Raw genomic sequence first — 21,837 nt, 5'->3', positions numbered from 1 at the left:
CGCGCAAGCCGCGCCGAATCTGGCGGTCAGCCTTCCGCCGCGCGCGCCGATGCCGCGCATTGTTGCATTTTTCCGATCAGCGAATTTTCGTACGCGGGAGTTGCCGGTTATTTTTTTGATTGTTAATCTGCGGCATATTCAAATGACCGGTTGTGCGGGCCGCCGGGAATATCAATATATTCAATATATAAAAATCGAGAGAGCGATGACGATCCGAGAAAATCAGCGCGTCAGGTTTCGCGTCGGCGATGTCGTGACGCTGAAAACGGGCGGGCCGCGCATGACCGTCACTTATGCCGGGCCGGTCGTGTTCGACGACGCCGACTGGGTCATCTGCCAGTGGTTCGACGAACACGGCGAGTTCCGGCAGGAAATGTTCCATCACGACACGGTGGTGCTGGAGCCGCGCGCGATTTCGGCCGGGCGCGTCCGGATGCGCATGCAGTCGCAACGCTACCGGTCGGCTGCCTGACTGGAGCCGGCCTGTCGTTGCGATGCTGCAATGCATGCGATACGCAGCGCCGGCGCGACGACATTTCACGCGAACCCGAAACATGCGGCAGCGCGCTGCGCCGATACTGCTCGCATGAACCCGAACCCGACCGATCCCATTGCCGCGGTGACGCACCGCGATCCCTATCCCTACTATGCGGTGCTCGTCGACGGGCCGCCGCTCGCGTTCGACGCCGCGCTCGGCCTGTGGGTCGCGAGCCGCGCGGCGGCCGTGACGGCCGTGCTCGGCCATCCGGCCTGCCGCGTGCGTCCGCTGGACGCGCCCGTACCGCCTGCGTTGCGCGGCACGACGGCCGGCGCGCTGTTCGGCGAGCTGGTGCGCATGAACGACGGCGCGTTGCGGCACGACGTGCCGAAGCAGGCGCTGCGCACGGCGTTCGCGCCGATCGACACCGGCGCGCTGCGCGCCCGCGCCGCGCAGCTTGCCGCGCGGCGGCTGCCGGCGCCGGGCGATGCCGACGCGCTGAATGCGTGGTGCATGACGGTGCCCGTCTGCGCGGTTGCCGATCTGCTCGGCTTCGACGAGACGCAGCTCGACGACATCGCGGCGCGGGTCGTCGACTTCGTCGCGGCGCTGTCGCCGCTGTCGGACGCGGCCGCGCTGGCCCGTGCGAGCGACGGCGCGCGGCAACTGCTCGAGCGGATGACCGAGCGCGTCGCGCAGACGCACGCGCACGACGGCACGCTCGTCGCTGCGGTGCAGCAGGCGGCCCGCGCGTCGGGCTGGCAGGCGAGCGGCGCGCTGGTCGCGAATCTGGTCGGGTTGCTGTCGCAGACCTGCGAGGCGACGGCCGCGTGGCTCGGCAACACGCTGGCGGCATGGAACGGGGAAGCGGAAACCGCGCGCGACGCGCCGGACGACGCCGCGCTCGACGCTTTCGTTGCAGAAGTCGGGCGCTTCGATGCGCCGGTGCAGAACACGCGCCGCTTCGTCGCGTCGCGCACGACGATCGAAGGCGTGACCGTCGAAGCCGGCGACGCGATCCTCGTCGTGCTCGCCGCGGCGAACCGCGACCCGGCCGCGCATCGCGACCCGCACCGGCTGATGCCGGGCCGCGCCGCCGGGCCGAATTTCGGCTTCGGCACGGGGCCGCATGGGTGTCCGGGCGAGCGGATCGCACGGGCGGTGACGGCGGGGGCGTTCGCGGCGTGGTTGCGCGCGGGCGGCTGGCCGCCGCGCGACGGGCTGACGTGGAATTACCGCGCGTCGACCAACGTCAGAATGCCGATGTTCGACGCGGCACGGTGAAGGGGAAAGAGGGACTTAACGGCAGCCTTGCTTCTCCGCCCATTGCTCCTGGGCGGCGACGCGGCGCTGCACGCGTTCGACGAGGCCGGTCGAGAAGGTCCGCATGCTGATGCCGCGGCGCTTCGCGAGGATCGTTTGCGCGACATCGGTGCGCGGGTTCGGCTGGCACGCCCAGTACAGCGTCATCAGCCAGCCGATGCCGGTCCACCCGAACAGCGCGTTGAACATCGCGATCGTCAGCTTGTCGTGCCGGCCGCGCCGGTCGGCAATGACGGCCGGCAGGAAATAGAGCGCGATCGCAACGACCGAACCGGCCACTTGAATCAGGACTGCATCATTCATTGTGCTGCTCCGTCCGAACTGCAATGGCGCCGATTGTCGCGCTTTTTCCGTTTGTGTGCCGGCAATTGATTGTTGCGTTTTTAATAACGGTCAGCGGGCTTCGGCGTCCGCCGGCTGCAGTTCGTTGCTCAACGCGAAACCTTCGTCGAGCCAGCCCGTCACGCCGCCGATCATCAGCTTGACGGGGCGGCCGAGGCGCGCGAGTTCGATCGCCGCGCGCGCGGCGCCGTTGCAGTGCGGGCCCGCGCAGTAGACGACGAACAGCGTGTCGGCCGGATAGCCGGCGAGCTTGCCCGCGACGATCTTGCGACGCGGCAGGTTGCGCGCGCCGGGCACGTGGCCGGCGGCGAACTGGTCGGGGCCGCGCACGTCGAGCAGCACGAAATCGGGCGCGCCGGACGCGAGCGCGTCGTGCACGTCCCAGCAATCGGTCTCGAATCGCAGCGATGCCTCGAAATGCGCGAGGGCGGCGGGGCTGTCGGCGGCGGGCACGTCGGTGACGAAGGACATGGGCAGGCTCTCCTGGATGAACGGGCGCGGAATGCGCCGGGATGGAGGGCAGTATCGCGGTTCGGCGCGGTTCGCGGCAGTGGCGCGATCGACAAGTTCCGGTAACATCGCGCCATGCACAATCATCTCGTCGTCGCGCTCGCCTACGATCGCCTCTGCACGTTCGAATTCGGCTGCGTGGTCGAACTGTTCGCGCTCGAACGCCCCGAACTCGGGGTCGACTGGTATCGCTTCGCGGTGTGCGCGAGCGAGCCGGGGCCGGTGCGCGCGGCGGGCGGCATCACGGTCGCCGCGCCGTACCGGCTCGCGACACTCGATCGCGCGGATACCATCGTGATTCCCGGCTGGCGCGATTCCGAAGAACTGCCGCCGGAGCCGCTGCTGAAGAAGCTGCGGGCCGCGCATCGGCGCGGCGCGCGGCTCTGTTCGATCTGTTCGGGCGTGTTCGTGCTGGCGGCGGCCGGCGTGCTCGACGGGCTCACCGTGACGACGCACTGGCGTTACGCGCCGCGCCTGCAGGCGCGTTACCCGGCGCTGCGCGTGAATCCCGATGCGCTGTACGTCGACGAAGGGCAGATCGTCACGTCGGCTGGGTCGGCGGCCGGGCTCGACATGCTGCTGCATCTGGTGCGCCGCGATCACGGCGGCGCCATCGCGAACCGTGTCGCGCAACGCCTCGTGCTGCCGCCGCATCGCGACGGCGGGCAGGCGCAGTTCGTGCCGCGTCCGGTCGCGCCGGGCGGCAGCGACCGGCTCGCGAAGCTGATCGACTGGATGCGCGCGCACGCGGCCGAGCCGCATACGCTCGCGTCGCTTGCCGCGCAGGCTGCGATGAGCACGCGCACGCTGCAGCGTCAGTTCGCGGACGCGACGGGGATGTCGCCGCTCGCGTGGCTGATCCGCGAACGCGTGAACGTCGCGAAGGACATGCTCGAAGCGCAACCCGCGCTGCCGCTCGCGCAGGTCGCGGCGCGCGCGGGGTTCGGCTCCGAGGAATCGTTGCGCCGGCATTTCCGGCGCGTCGCGGCGACGAGCCCGGCCGCGTACCGGCGCGGGATGGATCGCGGCGGAAGATAGCAGGCGCCGGGTCGATGCCGTCGCTCACGCGCGCGGCCTGAGCACGACGATGCCGGGCGTGTTCTTCACATACTCGACAAAAGGCGAATCGACGACTTTCATGTTGGCCTTTTTCGACGACGCATTGCGCAGCATCGGCCCGTCGGGCGTGTCGATGAAGAAGCCGACGTGCGTGACGTCGAGGCCATCGGCCTTCGCGTAGATGCCGATGTAGTCGCCGGTCCGGAGCCGGCTGACGACATAGTCGTCGACGAATTCGCTCGGGATATGGACGATGTCCCGGCTGACGACCGGCAACCCCGGCAGGTATGCGCCGCCGTCGGCTTTCCTGTTGAGCTGCTTCGTGACCGTGACGGCATGCACGCTGATCGTGGCGGTCACGTCGTCGGCCAGCACCTGCGGCCGGTAGGCCCAGTCGGTGAAGAAATGGCGGCGATGCGTGAAGCTGATGTCGCCGTTCACGTAGCGCGTCGGCACGAGGCGGCTCGCGTAGTCGGCTTTCGTCGTCGCCTTTCTCGCGGCTTCGACGTAGTCGAGGTAGGTATAGCAATCGAGCCCGCTGAAGTCGATCACCAGTTGTTCCGGCATCGTCGACGAGCCCTTCAGCATGTCGCCTCGATAAGGCATGCCAAGAAATTCGCGCGACAAGGCTTCGATGAGCGGGCCGGTGCCGCTGTCCGGCTGCGCGGCGCGTATCGCCAGCAACGCGTCGAGCTTGCCGGAGGTCTCCGGATTCAGGTTCGCCAGCGCGGCTTGTTGCTGCACCGTCGTTGCATCCGGCGGCGGTGACGACGAGACGGACCCACCGCCGTCGCAGCCGGCCAATGCAAGTGCGACGACGAGCGGCAAGCATTTTCTGAAGTTCGTTTCAATCGACATAAGCGGGTTCGGGTTGGAAGTTTCAATCCATCGTCAAAGGTGGGTGAAGATCGATCCGGCCGGCTCGTCAGGCATTCGATGACGGACAGACATCGCGGGACGTGGCTTGCGGTGGACGATATTGAATAGACGAGCGAACCTCAAGAAATCTCAACGAAATCTGAATCAACGAGATGGCGATGGCGGCGCATCGCGTTCATGGTCGTTCGCGTATCATCGTTGCTTCCGTTACTCCCGTTCCGGTTCCCGCCATGACTTCTGCCGCCGCCGTTGCCGGCCACGACACACGCGTCGCATCGGGTGCGCCGCTGCCTTCCCGCCTGCCGTTAATTCAGGCGCCGATGGTCGGGTCCTTCAGCCCGCTCGCGATCGCGGTGTGCGAAGCCGGCGGGCTCGGTTCGCTGGCATGCGCGGCGCTCGGCCCGCAGCAGTTGCGCGAGGAGATCGCGGCGATCCGGGCGCGCACGCCCGCGCCGTTCAACGTGAACTTCTTCTGCCATACGCCGCCGGCGCCCGACGCGGAGGTCGACGCGCGCTGGCGCGCATCGCTCGCCGGCTACTACGCGGAAGCCGGGCTCGATCCGGCCGACGTGAAGGGCGGCCCCGGCCGCGCGCCGTTCGACGATGCGATGTGCGCGGTCGTCGAGGAGTTGCGGCCGGCCGTCGTGAGCTTCCATTTCGGGCTGCCGGACGACATGCTGCTCGACCGCGTGCGGCGCACCGGCGCGCGGGTCGTTTCGTCCGCAACGACCGTCGAGGAAGCGCGCTGGCTCGATGCGCGCGGCGTCGACGCGATCGTCGCGCAGGGTGCGGAGGCCGGCGGCCATCGCGGGATGTTCCTGACCGACGACATCCACGCGCAACCGGGCCTGTTCGCGTTGCTGCCGCAGATCGTCGACGCGGTGCGCGCGCCGGTGATCGCGGCCGGCGCGATCGCCGACGGGCGCGGCATCGCGGCCGCGTTCGCGCTCGGCGCGCGTGCGGTGCAGATCGGCACCGGCTACCTGCTGACACCGCAGGCCGGCCGCTCGGCGCAGCATCGCGCGGCGGTGCGTGCGGCGCGCGACGACGGCACGCGCGTGACCAACCTGTATACGGGCCGTCCGGCGCGCGGGCTGCTGACGCGCTTCATGCGCGAGCAGGGGCCGATGAGCGCGGTCGCACCCGCGTTCCCGCTCGCGACGGCCGCGGTCGATCCGCTGCGCGGTGCGTTCGAGCGGCAGGGCCGCGACGATTTCTCGCTGCTGTGGTCGGGCGAGGCCGCGGCGCTCGCGCGCGAAGAGGATGCCGGCGAACTGACGCGGCGCCTGTGGGATGACGCGCTGGCCTGCGCGGCGGGGCTGCGCGACGCGTTCCCGCAGGCGGTCTGAACGCACGCGGAAGGGGCGCGGACGGCGGATCAACGGCGTATGATCTGGATTTTCGTCAGCCCGATCCAGGCCCCCCACCATGACCTCCGTCGACACTACCCCCGTCCTCGACCATGACAAGCTCGTTACCTTCATCGAGCGCAAGTGGAACGATGAAATCCTCCACGCACTGACCGACTACATCGCGATCCCCGCGAAGAGCCCCGCGTTCGATCCCGACTGGGAGAAGCGCGGTTATCTCGAGCGCGTCGTCACCGATGCCGCGCAGTGGGCCGAACGCCAGCCCGTGAAGGGCCTGAAGCTCGAAATCGTGCGCCTGCCCGGCCGCACGCCGGTGATCTTCTTCGAATCGCCGGCCACGCGCCCGGGCAGCACCGACACGATCCTGCTGTACGGCCATCTCGACAAGCAGCCCGAATTCGACGGCTGGCGCGCGGACCTCGGCCCGTGGACGCCGAAGTTCGAGAACGGCAAGCTGTACGGCCGCGGCGGCGCGGACGACGGTTATGCGATCTACGCGAGCCTCGCGGCGCTCGGCGCGCTCGACGAGCAGGGCATCGAACGGCCGCGCTGCGTCGGCCTGATCGAGACCTGCGAGGAATCGGGCAGCTACGACCTGCTGCCGTACGTCGACGCGCTGCGCGACCGGCTCGGCCAGGTGTCGCTCGTGGTGTGTCTCGATTCGGGCGCCGGCAACTACGACCAGATGTGGCTCACCACGTCGCTGCGCGGGCTCGTGTCCGGCGACCTGCAGGTCGAGGTGCTGGAAGAAGGCATCCATTCGGGCGTCTACGGCGGCATCGCGCCGTCGAGCTTCCGCGTGATGCGCCAGTTGTTCGAGCGTCTCGAGGACGCGAAGAACGGCAACCTGCTGCCGGGCGTGTTCCATTGCGAGATCCCGTCGAGCCGCGTGCGCGAAGCCGACGCGGCCGCCGCGATCCTCGGCGATGCAGTATGGAAGGGACTGCCGTGGGCGTGCGGCGCGGACGGCAAGCCGGTGCTGCCCACCACGACCGATCCGCGCGAGGCGCTGCTGAATTCGACGTGGCGTCCGTCGCTGTCGGTGACGGGCGCGGCCGGCATGCCGGCGCTTGCCGATGCGGGCAACGTGCTGCGTCCGCGCACCGCGTTCAAGCTGTCGCTGCGCCTGCCGCCGCTCGTCGATGCCGCGCAGGCCGTGCAGCAGCTGAAGGAACTGCTCGAACTCGATCCGCCGTACAACGCGAAGGTCACGTTCAAGCCGGACGCGGGCGCCGCGACGGGCTGGAGCGCGCCGGATCTCGCGCCGTGGCTCGCGTCGTCGCTCGACGCCGCGTCGCGCCGCCATTTCGGCGCGGACTGCGCGTACATGGGCCTCGGCGGCACGATCCCGCTGATGAACGTGCTGCAGGAAGGCTTCCCGTCCGCGCAGTTCATGGTGTGCGGCGTGCTCGGGCCGAAGTCGAACGCGCACGGGCCGAACGAGTTCCTGCACGTGCCGTACGCGAAGAAGCTGACCGCGGCGGTTGCCGACGTGATCGCGACCGCGCGCTGATCGTCGCGACCGTTCGACGTCCCGATTGCCCAACCCGATCCGACCTGACGGAGCCTTGCCGATGACCGCACTGCCGACGCCCGACACCGAACCGCTGCGCATGCGCGCCGAACCGCTGCACGCATTCGTCGCGGCACTCTGGGAACGGGCCGGCAGCAGCGAGCGCGAAGCGCGGCTCGTCGCCGATCACCTGATCGGCGCGAATCTCGCGGGCCACGATTCGCACGGGATCGGGATGATCCCGAACTACGTCGCGTCGTGGCGGGAAGGGCAGTTGCAGTTGAACGGGCACGCGTCGATCGTCCGCGACGGCGGCGCGGTGCTGACGATCGACGGTGGGCGCGGGTTCGGCCAGGTGATCGCGTTCGAGGCGATGGTCGAGGGGATCGAGCGCGCGCGGCGCATGGGCATCTGCGCGATCGGGCTGCGCGACGTGCATCACCTCGGCCGCATCGGGCACTGGGCCGAGCAGTGCGCGCGCTCGGGGCTCGTGTCGTTTCATTTCGTCAACGTGCCGGGCGACCTGCTGGTCGCGCCGCTGCACGGCACCGATCCGCGCTTCGGCACGAACCCGTTCTGCGCCGCGTATCCGCGTGCGGGCCGGCCGCCGCTGCTGCTCGATTTCGCGACGAGCGCGATCGCGTACGGCAAGACGCGCGTCGCGCACAACCAGGGCAAGCGCGTGCCGGCCGGGTCGCTGATCGACCATCGCGGCCAGCCGACCGACGATCCGGCCGTGATGCACGAGCAGCCGTTCGGCGCGCTGCTGCCGTTCGGGCTGCACAAGGGCTATGCGCTCGCGGCGATGTGCGAGATCTTCGGCGGCGCGCTCGTCGGCGGGCATACGACGTACGGCGACACGCTGCAGAAGACGAGCGCGATCGTGAACGGGATGCTGTCGGTGCTGATCGATCCGAAAGCGTTCGACGCAGCCGATGCCGAGCGCGAAGCCGATGCGTTCGTCGCATGGGCGAAGGCGTCGCCGCAGACGGGCGATGTGCCGGTGCAGGTGCCCGGCGAGCCGGAGGAAGCGAGCCGCGCCGCGCGCGGCGCCGGCGGCATTCCGGTCGATCGGGCGACGTGGCGGCAGATTCGCAGCAGTGCGGCGGCCGTCGGTTTCGACGACGCGGCGCTCGACGCATGGACGCAGCGCTGTATCGGCGCTGCTTGACCGACAAGGGCGGCCGATGAGCTGGCAGGCGGACAAGGCGCACGGCGAGGAGATCGCGTACCAGATCGCGAGCCTCGGCCATATCGACGTCACGCGGTTTTTCAGCGGTGCCGCGCTGCGGCTCGACGGCGTGATGTTCGGCTTCCTGGCGCGCGGGTCGCTGTTCCTGCGTGTGGACGACGTGAACCGTCCGGCGTTCGTCGCGGCGGGAATGGGGCCGTTCTCGTATTCGGGACGCACGCGCACCATCGCGCTCGAGGGCTACTACGAAACGCCGGCCGACGTGCTCGAGGATGCGGGCGCGCTGTTCGACTGGTGTCGCGGCGCGTATCGCGCGGCGCTGCTGGCGGGGCCGCCGAAGCGCAAGGCGAGGGCGGCGCAGAAGACAGCGCCGAAACCGGCATCGAAGGCGGCGCCGAAAGCGTCGCCGAAACCCGCGCCAAAATCGACGACGGGGCAGAAATCGAAGCCGGCATCGAAACGGACTGCAAAGCCGTCTCTCGAAACGGCGCCCAAATTGGCTTCGAAATCGTCATCGACACGTAAGAAATCCTAGTGCCGACCACGCGAAGCAACGGCTTCGTGATTTCTGTTCTCCTTTCTTTCTCACCACTCGGTCGCCGGGCGATTCGCGCGTCGCGCAGCGGCTGCCGTACGCTCGCCTGCATCGTCGCCTCCGCGCCAATGCGTCGAATATCGACGCAGCAGGGGGCACCGACGGCAAACGTGAGGGTACCGGGGCGACCGCGGATCGAACGCACAAAAGCGTAAGGCTTGCCGCACCGCACATTCTGCATGCTTCACAACGGCGGCCCCGGCGTTTATGATCGGCGCGGATCGCGCTCATGCCCGGCGCGACCCGCGCCGGCCTCGCCGCCGGCTCCGCGAACGGCGCATCGTACGCCGCGCGGCACGCTCCCCCACTCATCATTCCAGACGGAGACAGCCGATGCTCGTCCTGATTCTCGGTTTAGCGATCTTCCTCGGTGTGCACTCGATCCGGATCGTCGCCGCCGGCTGGCGCTCCGCGATGATCGCGCGAATCGGCGAGAAAGGCTGGAAGGCCGGCTATGCGGTCGCGTCGATCGTCGGCTTCGTGCTGATCGTCCGCGGTTACGGAATCGCGCGCGAGGGCGCGGCGCTGCTGTGGGTGTCGCCCGTCGGCGTGCGCCACCTCACCGGCATGCTGACCGCAGTCGCGTTCGTGCTGATCGCTGCGTCGTATGTGCCTGCGAACCGCATCAAGACGCTCGTCGGGCATCCGATGCTGGCCGGCGTGATGGTCTGGGCGGTTGCGCACCTGCTCATGAACGGCACGGTGCACGCGGTCGTGCTGTTCGGCGCGTTCTTCGTGTGGGCGCTCGTCGATTTCGTCGTGTCGCGTACGCGCGATCGCCGCGACGGCGTTCGTTATCCGGCCGGCAAGCTGTCGGGCGACGCGGTGGCGATCGTGGCCGGGCTCGTCGTGTGGGCCGTGTTCGCGCTGTTCCTGCATGGCCCGCTGATCGGCGTGCGGCCGTTCGGCTGAACGCTCGCGCCGGCCCGGACCGGCAGCCACGGCAGGAAATCATGGAGGATCGCGCCGAGCAGCATCGCTTGGTGCCGGGCCGCCGGCGTTGAACCGGAATGACTGCCGCAGCGGCGGCAACGGTGTGCGTGTATCAGATCGGCTTGACGAACAACCCGACGGTGAGCAACGCGCCGATGCAGACGATCCCGATCCGCAGCACGCGTTCGTTCACGCGATGCAGCGCCCACGTGCCGAGCAGCCCGCCGACGATCGCGCCGCCGCCGAGCGCGAGTGCCGCGCCCCAGTGCAGCTGCGGCGACGTCACGAACAGCACGACGGCCGATGCGTTCATCACACCCGCGAGCGCGTTTTTCGTCGACATCGCGTGACGCGGCGACAGGCCGGCCATCGTCAGCGTGGCCATCATCAGGAAGCCGAGGCCGCCGCCGAAGTAGCCGCCGTAGATCGCGATCATGAACTGCGAGATCGCGGCGGGGACGGTGCCGAGGTGTGCGGTGCCTTCGCTCGGCTTGCGGAAAAAGCTGCCCCACGCGAACACGATCGTCGCGAACAGCACGAGCCACGGCACGAGGCGCGAGAAGATCGACGAAGGCGTCTTCAGCAACAGCAGCCCACCGAGCGCGCCGCCGACCACGCTGATCGCGAACAGCGCGCGAAACGACAGCTTGCCGGCGCCGCGCACCATGTTTCGGCTCGCCCAGCCCGTCGTGACCTGCGCGGGAAACAGCGCGACCGTCGACGTGATGTTTGCCGCGAGCGGCGACATGCCCGATACGATCAGCGCGGGCAGCGTGATGAACGAGCCGCCGCCCGCGAGGGTGTTCTGCAGGCCGGCCCAGAGGCCGGCGAGGATGACGAGGGCGAGCATCGGTGCAGGAACGGGGAGGTGGCTGGGCTCGCTTGCCGGAAGCAGGCAGGCGCGACGGACGCACGATGGTAATGCAGGATCGCGGGCGCGGGAAGGAAGAGCGCGCCGGGATAATCCGGGGAGCCGATGCGGAACGTCCGTCGCGTCGTGGCGCGGGCGAACGTGCCGGCCGGATTCGGCTCGGCGGCGGTTCCTGCCAGGCGAACGCCCGATTTAACGCTTTATCACGATGGGCCTACCTGAAAGATGCTAAATTCGCCCACCGATATCTCAGAAATTGGAAAGGGCAGACAGATGCTGAAGAAATTGGCCGGGATGGCAGTGGTGGTCGGTGTGACGGCGGTGGCGTCGCTGCCTGCCGTGGCAGGCGACACGAACAATGCACTGGGCGGCGCGCTGGGTGGCGTCGCGGGCGCGGCGGTCGGCAACGCGGTCGGCGGGAGCACGGGTGCCATCATCGGCGGCGCCGTGGGCGGCGGCGCAGGCGGTGCGGTGACGTCGAACAAACGCGAACGCACGGGCGCCGTCGTCGGCGGCGCGCTGGGTGGCGGCGCAGGTGCCGCCGCGGGCAACGCGATGGGCGGCACGGCCGGCAGCCTCGTCGGCGCCGCGGTGGGCGGCGGCGCGGGTGCGGCGCTGGGCGGCCACGTGTCGCGCAACAACTCGCGTTCCAACGACTACTACCGCGGCAACAAGCACAAGAACAAGAAGCGCTACAAGCACGACGACTGATCGGCGGGTCTCCGTCGAGCAGCAGTGGGGCGAGCGCACGACGGCGAAGCGCACATCGTCGCGACGTCGTCCCGCGCTTCCCCGGCAAGCGCACGACGGCGAAGCGCATATCGTCGCGATGTCGTCCCGCACCTCCCCGGCGAATGCTGATCCTGCCGGGTAGCCGGGCACGCCTCCGTGATCGCCGCGCATGTGGCGACGGAGGCGGTCAAGCGGTCATTCCTTCGTTCCGTCTTCGGTTATCAGCGCGTTGAGCACCAGGCCCGAGATGGTGCGATAAGCCGCGTCGAAATCGTCGCTTCCCAGCGTGCGCTTGCCGAGCACCAGCAGCATCTGGGGAGCGAAATCCGCATACGCCTGCGTGGCGGCCCAGATCAGGAAGAACAGGTGCTCCGTTTCGACCTGCCTGACCTTGCCTGCGTCGATCCAGCGTTCGAGCACCCGGATGTCGTCGCGCAACACCGGAATCAGTTGCTTGCGGATTTCCTTTCCGTAGGTCTTTGCGCCGCCGATGATCTCCAGCGCAAAAACCCGCGATCCATGCGGGCGATTTCTGGAGAATTCCAGTTTGGCCCGGATATAGGCCGACATCGCTTCCGCGGGCTCGCGATCGGGCGCCGCAAACTCCCGCATCCTGCCCAGCCAGTCGCGCAATACGTCGTCCAGCACGCGTTTGTAGAGCGCCAGTTTGGTGGGGAAGTAGTACATCAGGTTCTGCTTCGACAAGCCGGCGGCCGCCGCGATCGTCGCAACGGAACTCCCGTCGAAGCCGTACGTGGAAAACGATTCCTCGGCAGCGGCGAGAATGGCCGCCTCGAGCGTGTCGCGCAGCGCTTCCCGCCGGCCGTGGGGCCGGACGGGCGTTCCTGCAGTCGGCCCGGACGGGTTCATCGCTTTTCTTCGACCAGCTTGTCGGACCGGCGTCGTCGTTGCCCGCTCAACGCGTGCCCGCTTCAGGATAGGTGATGCGTTCAGGCGCGCGCTGCATGATGACCTTCCCGGCGCGGAGCGACATTCGCACCTTTGCCTGTTTGCGTATCACTTCATAGTCGCAATCCGCGTCGAGGATCAGCAGATTGGCCGGCCGCCCGACGGCGATGCCATAACGATCGCCCAGCGACATCGCATGTGCGCTGTGCTCGGTGACGAAGTCGAGGCATCGCTGCAGGTCGTCATAACCGAGCATGTGACACACGTGCAGGCCGACGTCGAGGATGCGCAGGATGTTGCCGTTGCCGACGGGATACCACGGATCCTTGATCGAATCCTGTCCGAAGCACACGTTGATGCCGGCGCGATCGAGTTCCGCCACCCGCGTAATGCCGCGTCGTTTCGGGTAGGTGTCGAAACGCCCCTGCAGGTGGATGCTTTCGGTCGGACACGAAACAAAATGGATCCCCGACCGCTTCAGCAAGCGGAACAGCTTCGAGCAATAAGCGTTGTCGTAGGAACCCATCGCGGTCGTGTGGCTGGCGGTGACGCGCGCGCCCATCCCGCGAACCCGCGCTTCCTCGGCGAGCACCTCCAGGAAGCGCGAATGCGGATCGTCGGTCTCGTCGCAATGGACATCGACCAGGCAGCCCTTGCGTTCCGCGAGATCCATCAGGAACTTGATGGAACTCACGCCCTGATCGCGGGTGTTCTCGAAATGCGGAATGCCGCCGACGACGTCGGCGCCCATTTCGATCGCGCGCTCCATCAGCGCACGTCCGTTCTCGAACGATTCGATGCCTTCCTGGGGGAACGCGACGATCTGCAGGTCGATCAGATCGCGCGCCTCGTCCCTGACCTCGAGCATTGCCTTCAATGCGGCAAGCGTGTGATCGGTGACGTCCACATGCGTGCGCACGTGCTGGATGCCGTTGTCGCGCAGCATTCCGATCGTGGTGTGGGCGCGGGCTTTCGTATCGTCATGCGTAATGGTGGCCTTGCGCTGGCCCCACCGCTCGATGCCTTCGAACAGCGTGCCGCTCATGTTCCACTCGGGCTCGCCGGCGGTCAGCGTCGCATCCAGATGGATATGCGGCTCGACCAGCGGCGGGATGACGAGATTGCTGCCTGCATCGATGACGTCGTCTCCTTGCGGCGTCAGCGGCGACGGCTGGAGGTCGATGCCGCGAACCGTGCCTGCATCGATGTCTATCGTGAAGAGGCCGCTATGGCCGCGCAATCTGGCGTTGACGATTTTCATGAGGATTCCTTTTGTTCGTGGGGGCCGGGCGGGCGTGAAGCGAAATCATTCACCCTGGACGGACGGTTCGCGGGAGAACGCACGGGAAATCTGCAGCAGCGCGATGTAGGCGGCGGCGGACGCCGCGATGCCGACGATCGGCGCGATCCACGGCGACGTATAGGCGAGTATGGCGCCGATCGCATACGCGGCCAGACCGACCAGATTGAAGCGCGGCAGGCGGGCGGCGGCAAGCGACGGGTATTGCCCGCGATGGCGGTACCAGTAGTCCGCCATGATCACGCCGCCGACGGGAGGAATGATCGAGCCGAGCAGCACCAGGAACGGAATCAGCAACTCGTACATCCCGCCGACCGCGAGCACGATGCCGATCGCCGCGCCCACCAGTACGAGCGTGCGGCGCCGTTCGGTGCGCAGCAGATGGCATCCGGCGGCCGCCACGTTGTACATCGTCGGCCCCTGGATGGTCCAGAGATTGAGGCACAGCATCACGACCGCTGCGACCGACAGGCCTTGCAGCATCATCACCTCGACGATGTCGGCTTGCTGATAGACGATGGCACAGTATGCGCCCGCGACGATCATCAGGCCGTTGCCCGCGAAGAACCCGATCATGCTTGCCCACACGGCGCTGCGCGCGCTGCGTGCGAGGCGCGTCCAGTTGGTTGCCTGGGTGGCGCCGCTGGCAAAGGTGCCGATGACCATCGTCACGGCAGCCGAGAACTGCATCGGATGAGACGGCACGACGTGCGTGAGGCCGGCCCAGCCGCCGATATCGCGGGTGGCGATCCACATCGACGTCATCAGAAGCACGAACATCAACGGCACGGAGACGCGCGACAGCACGTCCATGCCGCGATATCCGATGATGGCCGTGATGGAAAATCCGAATCCGAAGAGGATCATCAACGGCGTGGTAACGAAGGCCGGCCACCCGAGCAGCTTGACCAATACGATGGCCACCGTTGCGGTTCCCCATGCGTACCAGCCGAGTTCCGCGAAACCCAGCAGAAAATCGGACAGCTTGCTGCCCACCTCCCCGAAGCAGAATCGCCCCATCAGCACGGCATTCAGGCCGCTGCGGGCGGCAATCAGCGCGAGCGACGCCGCATAGGCGGCGAGCAACAGGTTTCCGATCACGGCGATCTGGATCATGCCGACGGCGTCGAAGGCGACGCCGATCTTGCCGCCGGCAAACATCGTTCCGGTGAAGAACGTGAAACTCAACAACACCATCGTGATGGACAGGAATCCGGTGCGTTTCTCGGGCGGGACTTCGCTTAGCGAGAATTCTCCGTGATCCGATTCGTCCGTCGGGCGTGAATCCTGGTTCGTGGGCATCTGGGCTCCCGTCAGCGATTGGGTTGGGTCCGAAAGGGTTTGCGAGGGCGATGTGTGGACAGGCGACGCTCTGTTTCAGCGCGTCATTCTCTCCGGCCAAAATTTTTACGAGCGTAAAAATTTGGGACGGGCGGATGGGGCGAAACATCACCGGACTGAGTGAAATGCCGATCGAGTCGCGAAAGGGGCATGCCGGACAATCAAGCGGGTTTTCTCGGATCGCGGGAAGACCTGCACGAATCGCCCGATCGCGATTTGTTTTGTGAAACGTATGCGCGCCAAAACGGAATGTCGGTGTGAAAGTCAATAGAAGAGTCTAAAAGTTCTGTAATTCGATCCCGATGCGCGGAAGCCGTGCCGGCGGGCCCGGCCGCGCAGCGCCCGGTGAGGCTCTCGCGGGCTTTGCTGCGGCGGGCTTTGCTTCACCGGCCGGCTTGCGTGCGCGATGCGCGGGTCGACGCAATCGAATCGGTTTGTTTTATTGTTCATTCGCGTGCATCGTTTCATTTAAACCGGATGTGCCGTGCATCCAGTTGCGATTTATTGCAGCGCGGTGCACAATCGTTCACAAGTGCAATAAATCCGCAGCGGATTTTCTCAGCGGCACGAATACTCCCCGCCATTCACTGCACGCCATTTCGGCGGGCGCACGATCGTGCGTCAGGCTCGGCGGCGCGACTGCCGATTTCCGGTACATCGCGAATCACGGAGCACATACGCCCGAGGCACGATGCCGTTGGCCCATCGGCCGGCCGGTCCCGACAGTACAGCATGGGCGCAACATGGCGACTTCCATCGACCTCAATCTTCTCGTCGTTCTGGACGCGTTGCTGTCCGAGAACAGCGTCGTGGGCGCGGCCAACGCGCTCGGCCTGAGTCCGTCCGCACTCAGCCGCTCGCTTGCGCGGCTGCGGGTGATGACGGGCGACCCGTTGCTGGTGCGGGCAGGGCGCGATCTCGTCCCGACCCCGCGCGCGCTCGAGTTGCGCGACAGGGTGCATGCGCTCGTCATGGAGGCGCATTCGGTCATGTGCCCGTGCGAACGGGTCGACATGAGTACGCTCAAGCGCACGTTCTCGATTCGCGCGAACGAGGCGTTCGTCGAGACGTTCGCGCCGGCGCTGCTCGAACACGCGTCGCGCACCGCGCCCGACGTGCGGCTGCGCTTCGCGCCCAAACCCAACAAGCATGTCGATGCGCTGCGCAACGGCGACATCGATCTCGAAGTCGGCGTGATCGGCCAGGCCGGCCCGGAGCTGCGCGTGCAGGCGCTGTTTCGCGACCGCTTCATCGGCGTGGTCCGCGCGGATCATCCGCTGGCGACCGGCGAAATCACGCCGCAACGCTTCGCGTCGTTTCCTCAAGTGGGCGTGTCGCGCCGCGGGCAGTTCAACGGCCCGATCGATACGCTGCTCGATTCCCTCGGCATCGCACGCTCGGTGACCACCGTCGTGTCGAGCTTCCCGACCGCGCTGTCGCTCGCGCGCAGCTCGGACTTCGTCGCCAGCGTGCCGGAGCGGCAGACCGAGCGGTCCCGCGTCGGCATGTACAGCTTTACGCTGCCGCTGCCGATCGCGGACCTGACCGTCTCGCAGATCTGGCACCCGCGTTTCGATCGCGACCCCGCGCATCGCTGGCTGCGCGATTGCGTGCGCAGTATCTGCGCGCCGCGTGTTGCCGATGCGATCGCCCGCTAGCCGCGCGGTCGCTTCGATATGACGCGCCATGCAACCCTGGTGGCGTGCGTCAACGTCATTGATATATTGCGTTTCGTGCATCTTCCGAAGCGTAAATCGATTCGGTATGCTCGATTCCGTTCGGACAACACTGGAGATAATGGGCAGGGCAATTTTCGCTTTTGAATTCGCCGAACATTCGTGACGCCTTTAAATAATAAATATCCAATCCGAGGGGTATGTGAATTGAGGTGAACATTGGAAATCGTGAATCTGACATATTGGCGTCTTATTCTGGATGGGGATACGAATGGTTCAGTTTGCAGCGAATATAGCGACTCCCGCGGATGTCACGTTGAGTATGCGCGAATGCGAGGTATTGCGATGGGCGGCGGAAGGGAAGACCGCGTATGAGATCGGCGTCATTCTCGGCTTGACCGAGCGCACGATCAATTTCCATATTTCGAGATCGATTGTGAAGCTCAACGCGTCCAACAAGACCAATGCGGTCGTGAAAGCCGTGTTGATGGGCCTGATCGTGTTTGCATGAACGGCACCGGGGCGTCCGTCCGTGGACCCCCGGTTGCGGCATCAGATCGCGCCCTGGAACGACAGCACGCGCGTCCTGAACTCTTCCGGCACCGGCACCGTGGTCTTGCTGCCGTAGTCGAACATCACGTGCGTGGACAAGGCCCGCGCAACCACCGCATGATCGTCGGCCGAATCCCCGGCGTCCGCCTGCCCGTCGCGCACCATCAGGTATTCCAGTTCGAAGCTCTTCGAGCCGAAGCGCGTGACGCTGCTGCGGACCGTGATCGTATCGCCGTACTGCGCGGGCTTCAGATATTCGCACGAGGTCTTGACCATGATGTGCGGCAGCTTTTCCGAATAGGGCAGCTCGAGCAGATCGTGCATGTAGGTCAGGTACGCGTGCTGCAGATAATCGTAATAGACGGGGCTGCTCACATGGCCCATCGCGTCCGTTTCCCGATACTTCACGTCGATTCGGGTTTCAAAATATTTTCTTGTCATTACCAGGCTCCTTGGCAGAACGGCGGGTGAGAACGGGTTTGTGCAGGAGTTAAGTTAGACGCGATCCGCATATCGGAATACTGTCGGAAATCACAGATATCCACTATGTGAAATGCTTCTGAGATAAATGACAGTATCACCGGGGATTTGACCGCGCTCTAATTGCCTCCGTAAATCGGCATCCGATCAGCGAGAGTGGAGCGTTAAATGGAAAAATCCGTTGGGGCAGCGTTGACGCAAGGCGTGGCGGTGATCAGTGCGCAGCGGTTGCGCGCCGAATTGCCGTGCGATCCCGGCCTGGCACGGTCGATCGGCGATGCGCGGCGCGCATTGGCGCGCATCATCGCGGGCGAGGACGACCGGCTTGCGCTGATCGTCGGCCCGTGTTCGATCCATGACGCGGAGGCCGCGCTGGCGTTCGCGCGCCGGCTCGCGCCGCTGCGCGAGCGGTACGCCGATGTGCTCGAGATCGTGATGCGCGTCTATTTCGAAAAGCCGCGCACCACGGTCGGCTGGAAAGGGCTCCTGAACGACCCGTATCTCGACGGCAGTTTCCGGATCGAGGACGGCCTGCGCGTCGCGCGCAAGGTGCTGCTCGGCGTCAATGCGCTGGGCCTGCCGGCCGCGACCGAATTTCTCGATCCGATGACCGCGCCGTATCTCGACGACCTCGTGTCCTGGGGCGCGATCGGCGCGCGGACGACCGAATCGCAGATCCATCGCCAGGCGGCATCGGGGCTCGACCTGCCGGTCGGCTTCAAGAACGGCACCGACGGCAACGTGAAGGTCGCGATCGACGCGATCCGCGCGTCGCGCGTGTCGCATAGTTACCTGAGGTCGTCCGTCTCCGGCAGCGTGGAAATCGCGACCACGCGCGGCAATCCCGACACGCATATCGTGCTGCGCGGCGGCAAGACCCCGAACTACGACGCCGCCAGCGTCGCGGCCGCCTGCGCCGCGCTGCGCGATGCGCATCTTCCCCCGTATGTCGTGATCGACGCGAGCCATGGCAACAGCGGCAAGCAGACGCGCGCGCAGATCGACGTGTGCGGCAACCTCGCCGCGCAACTGCATCGCGGGGAGCGCGCGATCGTGGGCGTGATGATCGAGTCGTTCCTCGTCGAGGGGCGGCAGGACCTGGTGCCGGGCACGCCGCCGGTGTTCGGCCAAAGCATTACCGACGCATGTCTCGGCTGGGATCACACGGCCGAGCTCGTCGAGCAGTTGGCTGCCGCGGCGGTTGCGCGGCGGCGTTCGCCAGCCGGCTTCATCGCGCACGGCGCCGCCGTCGCGATGCAGGCCGCTTCTTACTGAAAGGAGCTCTCTTGAACTCACCCATCGACATCGCCCGCGCGCTCGACTGGAAAGGCGACGGCGCCAGCCGCACGCCATACGAGGCGTACACGAGTGAAGCGCTGTACCAGCGCGAACTCGAGCGCCTGTTCTACGCGAATCACTGGTGCTACATCGGCCTCGAAGCCGAAGTGCCGTCTCCCGGCGATTTCCAGCGCACGGAAGTCGGCGAGCGATCCGTCGTGATGACGCGCACGGAGGACGGCGAAATCGTCGTCTTCGAAAACGCGTGCGCGCACCGCGGCATGCAGTTCTGCCGCGAGCGCTCGGGGACAGCGAAGGATTTCCACTGCCCGTATCACCAGTGGAACTACGACCTGAAGGGCAACCTGATCGGTGTGCCGTTCCGGCGCGGCGTGCGTCAGGGCGGCACGATCAACGGCGGCATGCCGGCGGATTTCGATCCGGGCAAGCACGCGCTGCGGCGCCTGCGCGTGTCGACGCGCGGCGGTGCCGTGTTCGCGTCGTTCGACGAGAACGTCGAATCGTTCGAGGATTTCCTCGGCCCGCGCATCCTGCCTTACTACGATCGCCTGTTCCACGGCCCGAAGCTGACCGTGCTCGGCTACACGCGGCAGCGCGTGCCGAGCAACTGGAAGCTGATGGTCGAGAACATCAAGGATCCGTATCACGCGGGGCTGCTGCATACCTGGTTCGTCAACTTCGGCCTGTGGCGCGCGGACAATCCCGCCAGGCTCGTGACCGATGCGCATCACCGGCACGGCGCGATGGTGTCGATCCGCAGCGGCGGCGGCGGCGGCGAGGTGACCCACAACGTGACGAGCTTCAAGGAGCGCATGACGCTGCACGACGACCGCTTCCTCGATGTCGTGCACGAACCGTGGTGGGGCGATCCGACCGTCGTGATGCTGACGCTGATGCCGAGCGTCATCATCCAGCAGCAGGTCAATGCGCTGTCGACGCGTCGCATCCGGCCGATCGGCCCGGGCGTGTTCGACTACGTGTGGACGCATTTCGGTTTCGAGACCGACACCGAGGAGATGACGCGGCGGCGTCTGCGCCAGGCCAATCTGTTCGGACCGGCCGGTTTCGTGTCGGCGGACGACGGCGAGGTCATCGAATGCGTGCAGCAGAGCTTCGAGCAGATCCAGCACGGCAACGTCTACAACGAACTCGGCGGCCGGCAGATCGACGAGCAAACCGACCATATGGTCAGCGAAACGCTGGTGCGCGGCATGTACCAGTACTGGCGCCAAGTGATGGAGGCCTGAATGAGCACGATCACGACACGAACGGACCGGCTGGCCGCCGTGCCCCACGCGAGCGGCGCGAGCTTCGAGGATTTCTACGCGCTCGTCCAGCTCAACGCGCGGTATGCGGCCGTGCTCGACGGCGGCGACTGGGATGCGTGGCCGGAATTCTTCATCGAGCAATGCAGGTACACGGTGGTGCCGCGCGAGAACCACGAGCGCAGCCTGCCGCTCGCGGTGATGGATTTCGAGAGCAAGGGCATGCTGAAGGACCGCGTCTACGGGATCAAGGAGACGCTGTTTTTCGACCCGTACTACCAGCGCCACGTGATCGGGCTGCCGCTCGTCACGTATCTCGACGACACGGCGATCGAGGCGGAGACGAACTATGCGGTGCTGCGCACGAAGACCGAGCAGATGAGCGACGTATACAACACGGGGCGCTATCTGGACCGGATCGTGCGCACGCCGCAGGGGCTGCGTTTCGAGTCGCGCATCTGCGTCTACGACAGCGAGATGATTCCGAACTCGCTGATTTATCCGATCTGAACGAGGTGCCGAAAGTGACTACGGAATGGATCGACGCGGTCGCGCCGGAAGCGGTGCGCACCGACGGAATACTCGGCGTCCGGGTGGGCGGCCGCGACATCGCGCTGTATGCGGTCGGCGACGAGATCTTCGCGACCGAGAACCAGTGCACGCACGGCGACGCACGCCTGAGCGACGGTTTCCTGCTCGACGACGAGATCGAGTGCCCGCTGCATCAGGGGCGCTTCAGCGTGCGGACCGGCATCGCGCTGTGCGCGCCGCTGACGACGTGCGTGCGCACCTATCCGGTGAAGATCGAGAACGGCCGCGTGTTCGTGCAGCTCGCGCCGGCCGATGCGGCGGCACAGGCGGAGGTGCGGTCATGAGCGCGTACGTGGTGTTCGATATCGACGTGCACGACGTCGACGCATACCAGGCGTACCGCCGGCTCGGCGCGCCGACGGTGGCCGCGTACGGCGGGCGCTTCCTGGTGCGCGGCGCCGAAGTCGAGACGCTGGAAGGAGACTGGGCGCCGAAGCGCGTCGTCGTGCTCGAATTCGAGTCGGCGGAGCGTGCCCGCGAGTGGTATCGGTCGGAGGGCTATCAGGCCGCGAAGCGGTTGCGCGAGCCGGCCGCGCGGACGCTCGGCATCCTCGCCGACGGATACGTGCCGGCCGCCGGCGATCCACGTTAAGCGGTGCAGGCGAAGGGGCTCCGCGCCGTTTCGAT

The 21,837-nt window shown here is 66.6% G+C and carries 23 protein-coding genes and 1 pseudogene; 16 read left to right on the top strand and 8 right to left on the bottom strand.

Annotated features, from left to right (window positions below):
• Window positions 1-205 precede the first annotated feature (205 nt).
• A complete protein-coding gene (locus tag ACM6JT_RS24085; protein WP_105391210.1) occupies window positions 206-472 on the top strand; it encodes a YodC family protein in 267 nt (88 codons plus the stop codon).
• Window positions 473-586: 114 nt separating this feature from the next.
• Window positions 587-1,762: a cytochrome P450 gene (locus ACM6JT_RS24080; protein WP_414857452.1), complete on the top strand. Its 1,176-nt coding sequence runs from the start codon at window positions 587-589 to the stop codon at window positions 1,760-1,762.
• 15 nt (window positions 1,763-1,777) lie between these two features.
• On the opposite strand, the gene ACM6JT_RS24075 is transcribed toward ACM6JT_RS24080, so the two are convergent.
• Together ACM6JT_RS24075 and ACM6JT_RS24070 are read right to left on the bottom strand one after the other, a co-directional pair.
• Window positions 1,778-2,104: a superinfection immunity protein gene (locus ACM6JT_RS24075; RefSeq protein ID WP_034180582.1), complete on the bottom strand. Its 327-nt coding sequence runs from the start codon at window positions 2,102-2,104 to the stop codon at window positions 1,778-1,780.
• Window positions 2,105-2,194: 90 nt separating this feature from the next.
• A complete protein-coding gene (locus ACM6JT_RS24070; protein WP_034180581.1) occupies window positions 2,195-2,614 on the bottom strand; it encodes a rhodanese-like domain-containing protein in 420 nt (139 codons plus the stop codon).
• A 114-nt stretch (window positions 2,615-2,728) separates the two neighbouring features.
• Between ACM6JT_RS24070 and ftrA the strand changes: the two genes are divergently transcribed.
• Window positions 2,729-3,691: a transcriptional regulator FtrA gene (gene ftrA, locus ACM6JT_RS24065; protein ID WP_414857451.1), complete on the top strand. Its 963-nt coding sequence runs from the start codon at window positions 2,729-2,731 to the stop codon at window positions 3,689-3,691.
• A gap of 24 nt (window positions 3,692-3,715) precedes the next feature.
• On the opposite strand, the gene ACM6JT_RS24060 is transcribed toward ftrA, so the two are convergent.
• Complete coding sequence (locus ACM6JT_RS24060) at window positions 3,716-4,456, bottom strand: DUF1460 domain-containing protein (protein WP_414857450.1); 741 nt, start codon at window positions 4,454-4,456, stop codon at window positions 3,716-3,718.
• A gap of 365 nt (window positions 4,457-4,821) precedes the next feature.
• Here ACM6JT_RS24060 and ACM6JT_RS24055 point away from each other — a divergent pair, with 365 nt between their 5' ends.
• The 5 genes from ACM6JT_RS24055 (at window position 4,822) to ACM6JT_RS24035 (ending at window position 10,173) form a co-directional block, all read left to right on the top strand.
• Complete coding sequence (locus ACM6JT_RS24055) at window positions 4,822-5,940, top strand: NAD(P)H-dependent flavin oxidoreductase (protein WP_414857449.1); 1,119 nt, start codon at window positions 4,822-4,824, stop codon at window positions 5,938-5,940.
• A 79-nt stretch (window positions 5,941-6,019) separates the two neighbouring features.
• Complete coding sequence (locus ACM6JT_RS24050) at window positions 6,020-7,474, top strand: M20 family metallopeptidase (RefSeq protein WP_034180578.1); 1,455 nt, start codon at window positions 6,020-6,022, stop codon at window positions 7,472-7,474.
• Window positions 7,475-7,535: 61 nt separating this feature from the next.
• Window positions 7,536-8,645, top strand: a complete 1,110-nt coding sequence (locus ACM6JT_RS24045; RefSeq protein WP_034180577.1) for a malate/lactate/ureidoglycolate dehydrogenase — start codon at window positions 7,536-7,538, stop codon at window positions 8,643-8,645.
• Between the two features lie 16 nt (window positions 8,646-8,661).
• A complete protein-coding gene (locus tag ACM6JT_RS24040) occupies window positions 8,662-9,201 on the top strand; it encodes a TfoX/Sxy family protein (protein ID WP_414857448.1) in 540 nt (179 codons plus the stop codon).
• Window positions 9,202-9,594: 393 nt separating this feature from the next.
• Window positions 9,595-10,173, top strand: coding sequence for an NnrU family protein (locus tag ACM6JT_RS24035; protein WP_414857447.1), 579 nt, complete (start codon window positions 9,595-9,597; stop codon window positions 10,171-10,173).
• Window positions 10,174-10,306: 133 nt separating this feature from the next.
• Here ACM6JT_RS24035 and ACM6JT_RS24030 read toward each other — a convergent pair whose 3' ends face one another.
• Complete coding sequence (locus tag ACM6JT_RS24030) at window positions 10,307-11,044, bottom strand: sulfite exporter TauE/SafE family protein (protein ID WP_105391201.1); 738 nt, start codon at window positions 11,042-11,044, stop codon at window positions 10,307-10,309.
• 294 nt (window positions 11,045-11,338) lie between these two features.
• Between ACM6JT_RS24030 and ACM6JT_RS24025 the strand changes: the two genes are divergently transcribed.
• Window positions 11,339-11,776, top strand: coding sequence for a hypothetical protein (locus tag ACM6JT_RS24025; RefSeq protein ID WP_034180573.1), 438 nt, complete (start codon window positions 11,339-11,341; stop codon window positions 11,774-11,776).
• 216 nt (window positions 11,777-11,992) lie between these two features.
• Here the strand turns inward: ACM6JT_RS24025 and ACM6JT_RS24020 are convergent, their stop codons facing one another.
• The 3 genes from ACM6JT_RS24020 to codB are packed head-to-tail and all read right to left on the bottom strand — an operon-like array spanning window position 11,993 to window position 15,308.
• Window positions 11,993-12,667, bottom strand: coding sequence for a TetR/AcrR family transcriptional regulator (locus tag ACM6JT_RS24020; protein ID WP_105391199.1), 675 nt, complete (start codon window positions 12,665-12,667; stop codon window positions 11,993-11,995).
• Between the two features lie 46 nt (window positions 12,668-12,713).
• Entirely contained in the window at window positions 12,714-13,967 is a 1,254-nt protein-coding gene (codA, locus tag ACM6JT_RS24015; RefSeq protein ID WP_217587895.1) for a cytosine deaminase, read from the bottom strand.
• A gap of 45 nt (window positions 13,968-14,012) precedes the next feature.
• Complete coding sequence (gene codB / locus ACM6JT_RS24010; RefSeq protein ID WP_414857446.1) at window positions 14,013-15,308, bottom strand: cytosine permease; 1,296 nt, start codon at window positions 15,306-15,308, stop codon at window positions 14,013-14,015.
• Between the two features lie 782 nt (window positions 15,309-16,090).
• Here codB and ACM6JT_RS24005 point away from each other — a divergent pair.
• A complete protein-coding gene (locus ACM6JT_RS24005) occupies window positions 16,091-17,005 on the top strand; it encodes a LysR family transcriptional regulator (protein ID WP_105391196.1) in 915 nt (304 codons plus the stop codon).
• Window positions 17,006-17,327: 322 nt separating this feature from the next.
• Window positions 17,328-17,534 (top strand): annotated as a pseudogene (locus tag ACM6JT_RS24000) (LuxR C-terminal-related transcriptional regulator); the annotation flags it as partial.
• A gap of 41 nt (window positions 17,535-17,575) precedes the next feature.
• On the opposite strand, the gene ACM6JT_RS23995 reads toward ACM6JT_RS24000, so the two are convergent.
• Entirely contained in the window at window positions 17,576-18,016 is a 441-nt protein-coding gene (locus ACM6JT_RS23995) for an acyl-CoA thioesterase (RefSeq protein ID WP_034180568.1), read from the bottom strand.
• A gap of 207 nt (window positions 18,017-18,223) precedes the next feature.
• Here ACM6JT_RS23995 and ACM6JT_RS23990 point away from each other — a divergent pair, with 207 nt between their 5' ends.
• Genes ACM6JT_RS23990 through ACM6JT_RS23970 form a run of 5 tightly spaced genes read left to right on the top strand, consistent with a single transcriptional unit; the run spans window position 18,224 to window position 21,802 of the window.
• The gene (locus ACM6JT_RS23990; protein ID WP_414857445.1) at window positions 18,224-19,330 is read left to right on the top strand and encodes a 3-deoxy-7-phosphoheptulonate synthase; all 1,107 of its coding nucleotides are present in this window, start codon (window positions 18,224-18,226) and stop codon (window positions 19,328-19,330) included.
• Window positions 19,331-19,341: 11 nt separating this feature from the next.
• Window positions 19,342-20,601: an aromatic ring-hydroxylating oxygenase subunit alpha gene (locus ACM6JT_RS23985; RefSeq protein WP_034180567.1), complete on the top strand. Its 1,260-nt coding sequence runs from the start codon at window positions 19,342-19,344 to the stop codon at window positions 20,599-20,601.
• Entirely contained in the window at window positions 20,602-21,129 is a 528-nt protein-coding gene (locus ACM6JT_RS23980; RefSeq protein ID WP_131948459.1) for an aromatic-ring-hydroxylating dioxygenase subunit beta, read from the top strand. It abuts the gene before it with no gap.
• Window positions 21,130-21,143: 14 nt separating this feature from the next.
• Window positions 21,144-21,494 carry a non-heme iron oxygenase ferredoxin subunit gene (locus ACM6JT_RS23975; protein ID WP_131948458.1) on the top strand — a complete coding sequence of 117 codons (351 nt, stop codon included), beginning with the start codon at window positions 21,144-21,146 and terminating at the stop codon, window positions 21,492-21,494.
• Window positions 21,491-21,802 (top strand): DUF1330 domain-containing protein, encoded by a 312-nt coding sequence (locus ACM6JT_RS23970; protein ID WP_034180566.1) that lies wholly within the window; start codon window positions 21,491-21,493, stop codon window positions 21,800-21,802. The genes ACM6JT_RS23975 and ACM6JT_RS23970 overlap by 4 nt, the downstream gene beginning before the upstream one ends.
• The last annotated feature ends 35 nt before the right edge of the window (window positions 21,803-21,837 follow it).

It is taken from the genome of Burkholderia sp. IT-111MI5, from assembly GCF_949752865.1.
In the GTDB taxonomy this organism is placed as follows: Bacteria; Pseudomonadota; Gammaproteobacteria; order Burkholderiales; family Burkholderiaceae; genus Burkholderia; species Burkholderia pyrrocinia_C.
This window is presented reverse-complemented; position numbering and strand designations above follow the sequence as displayed.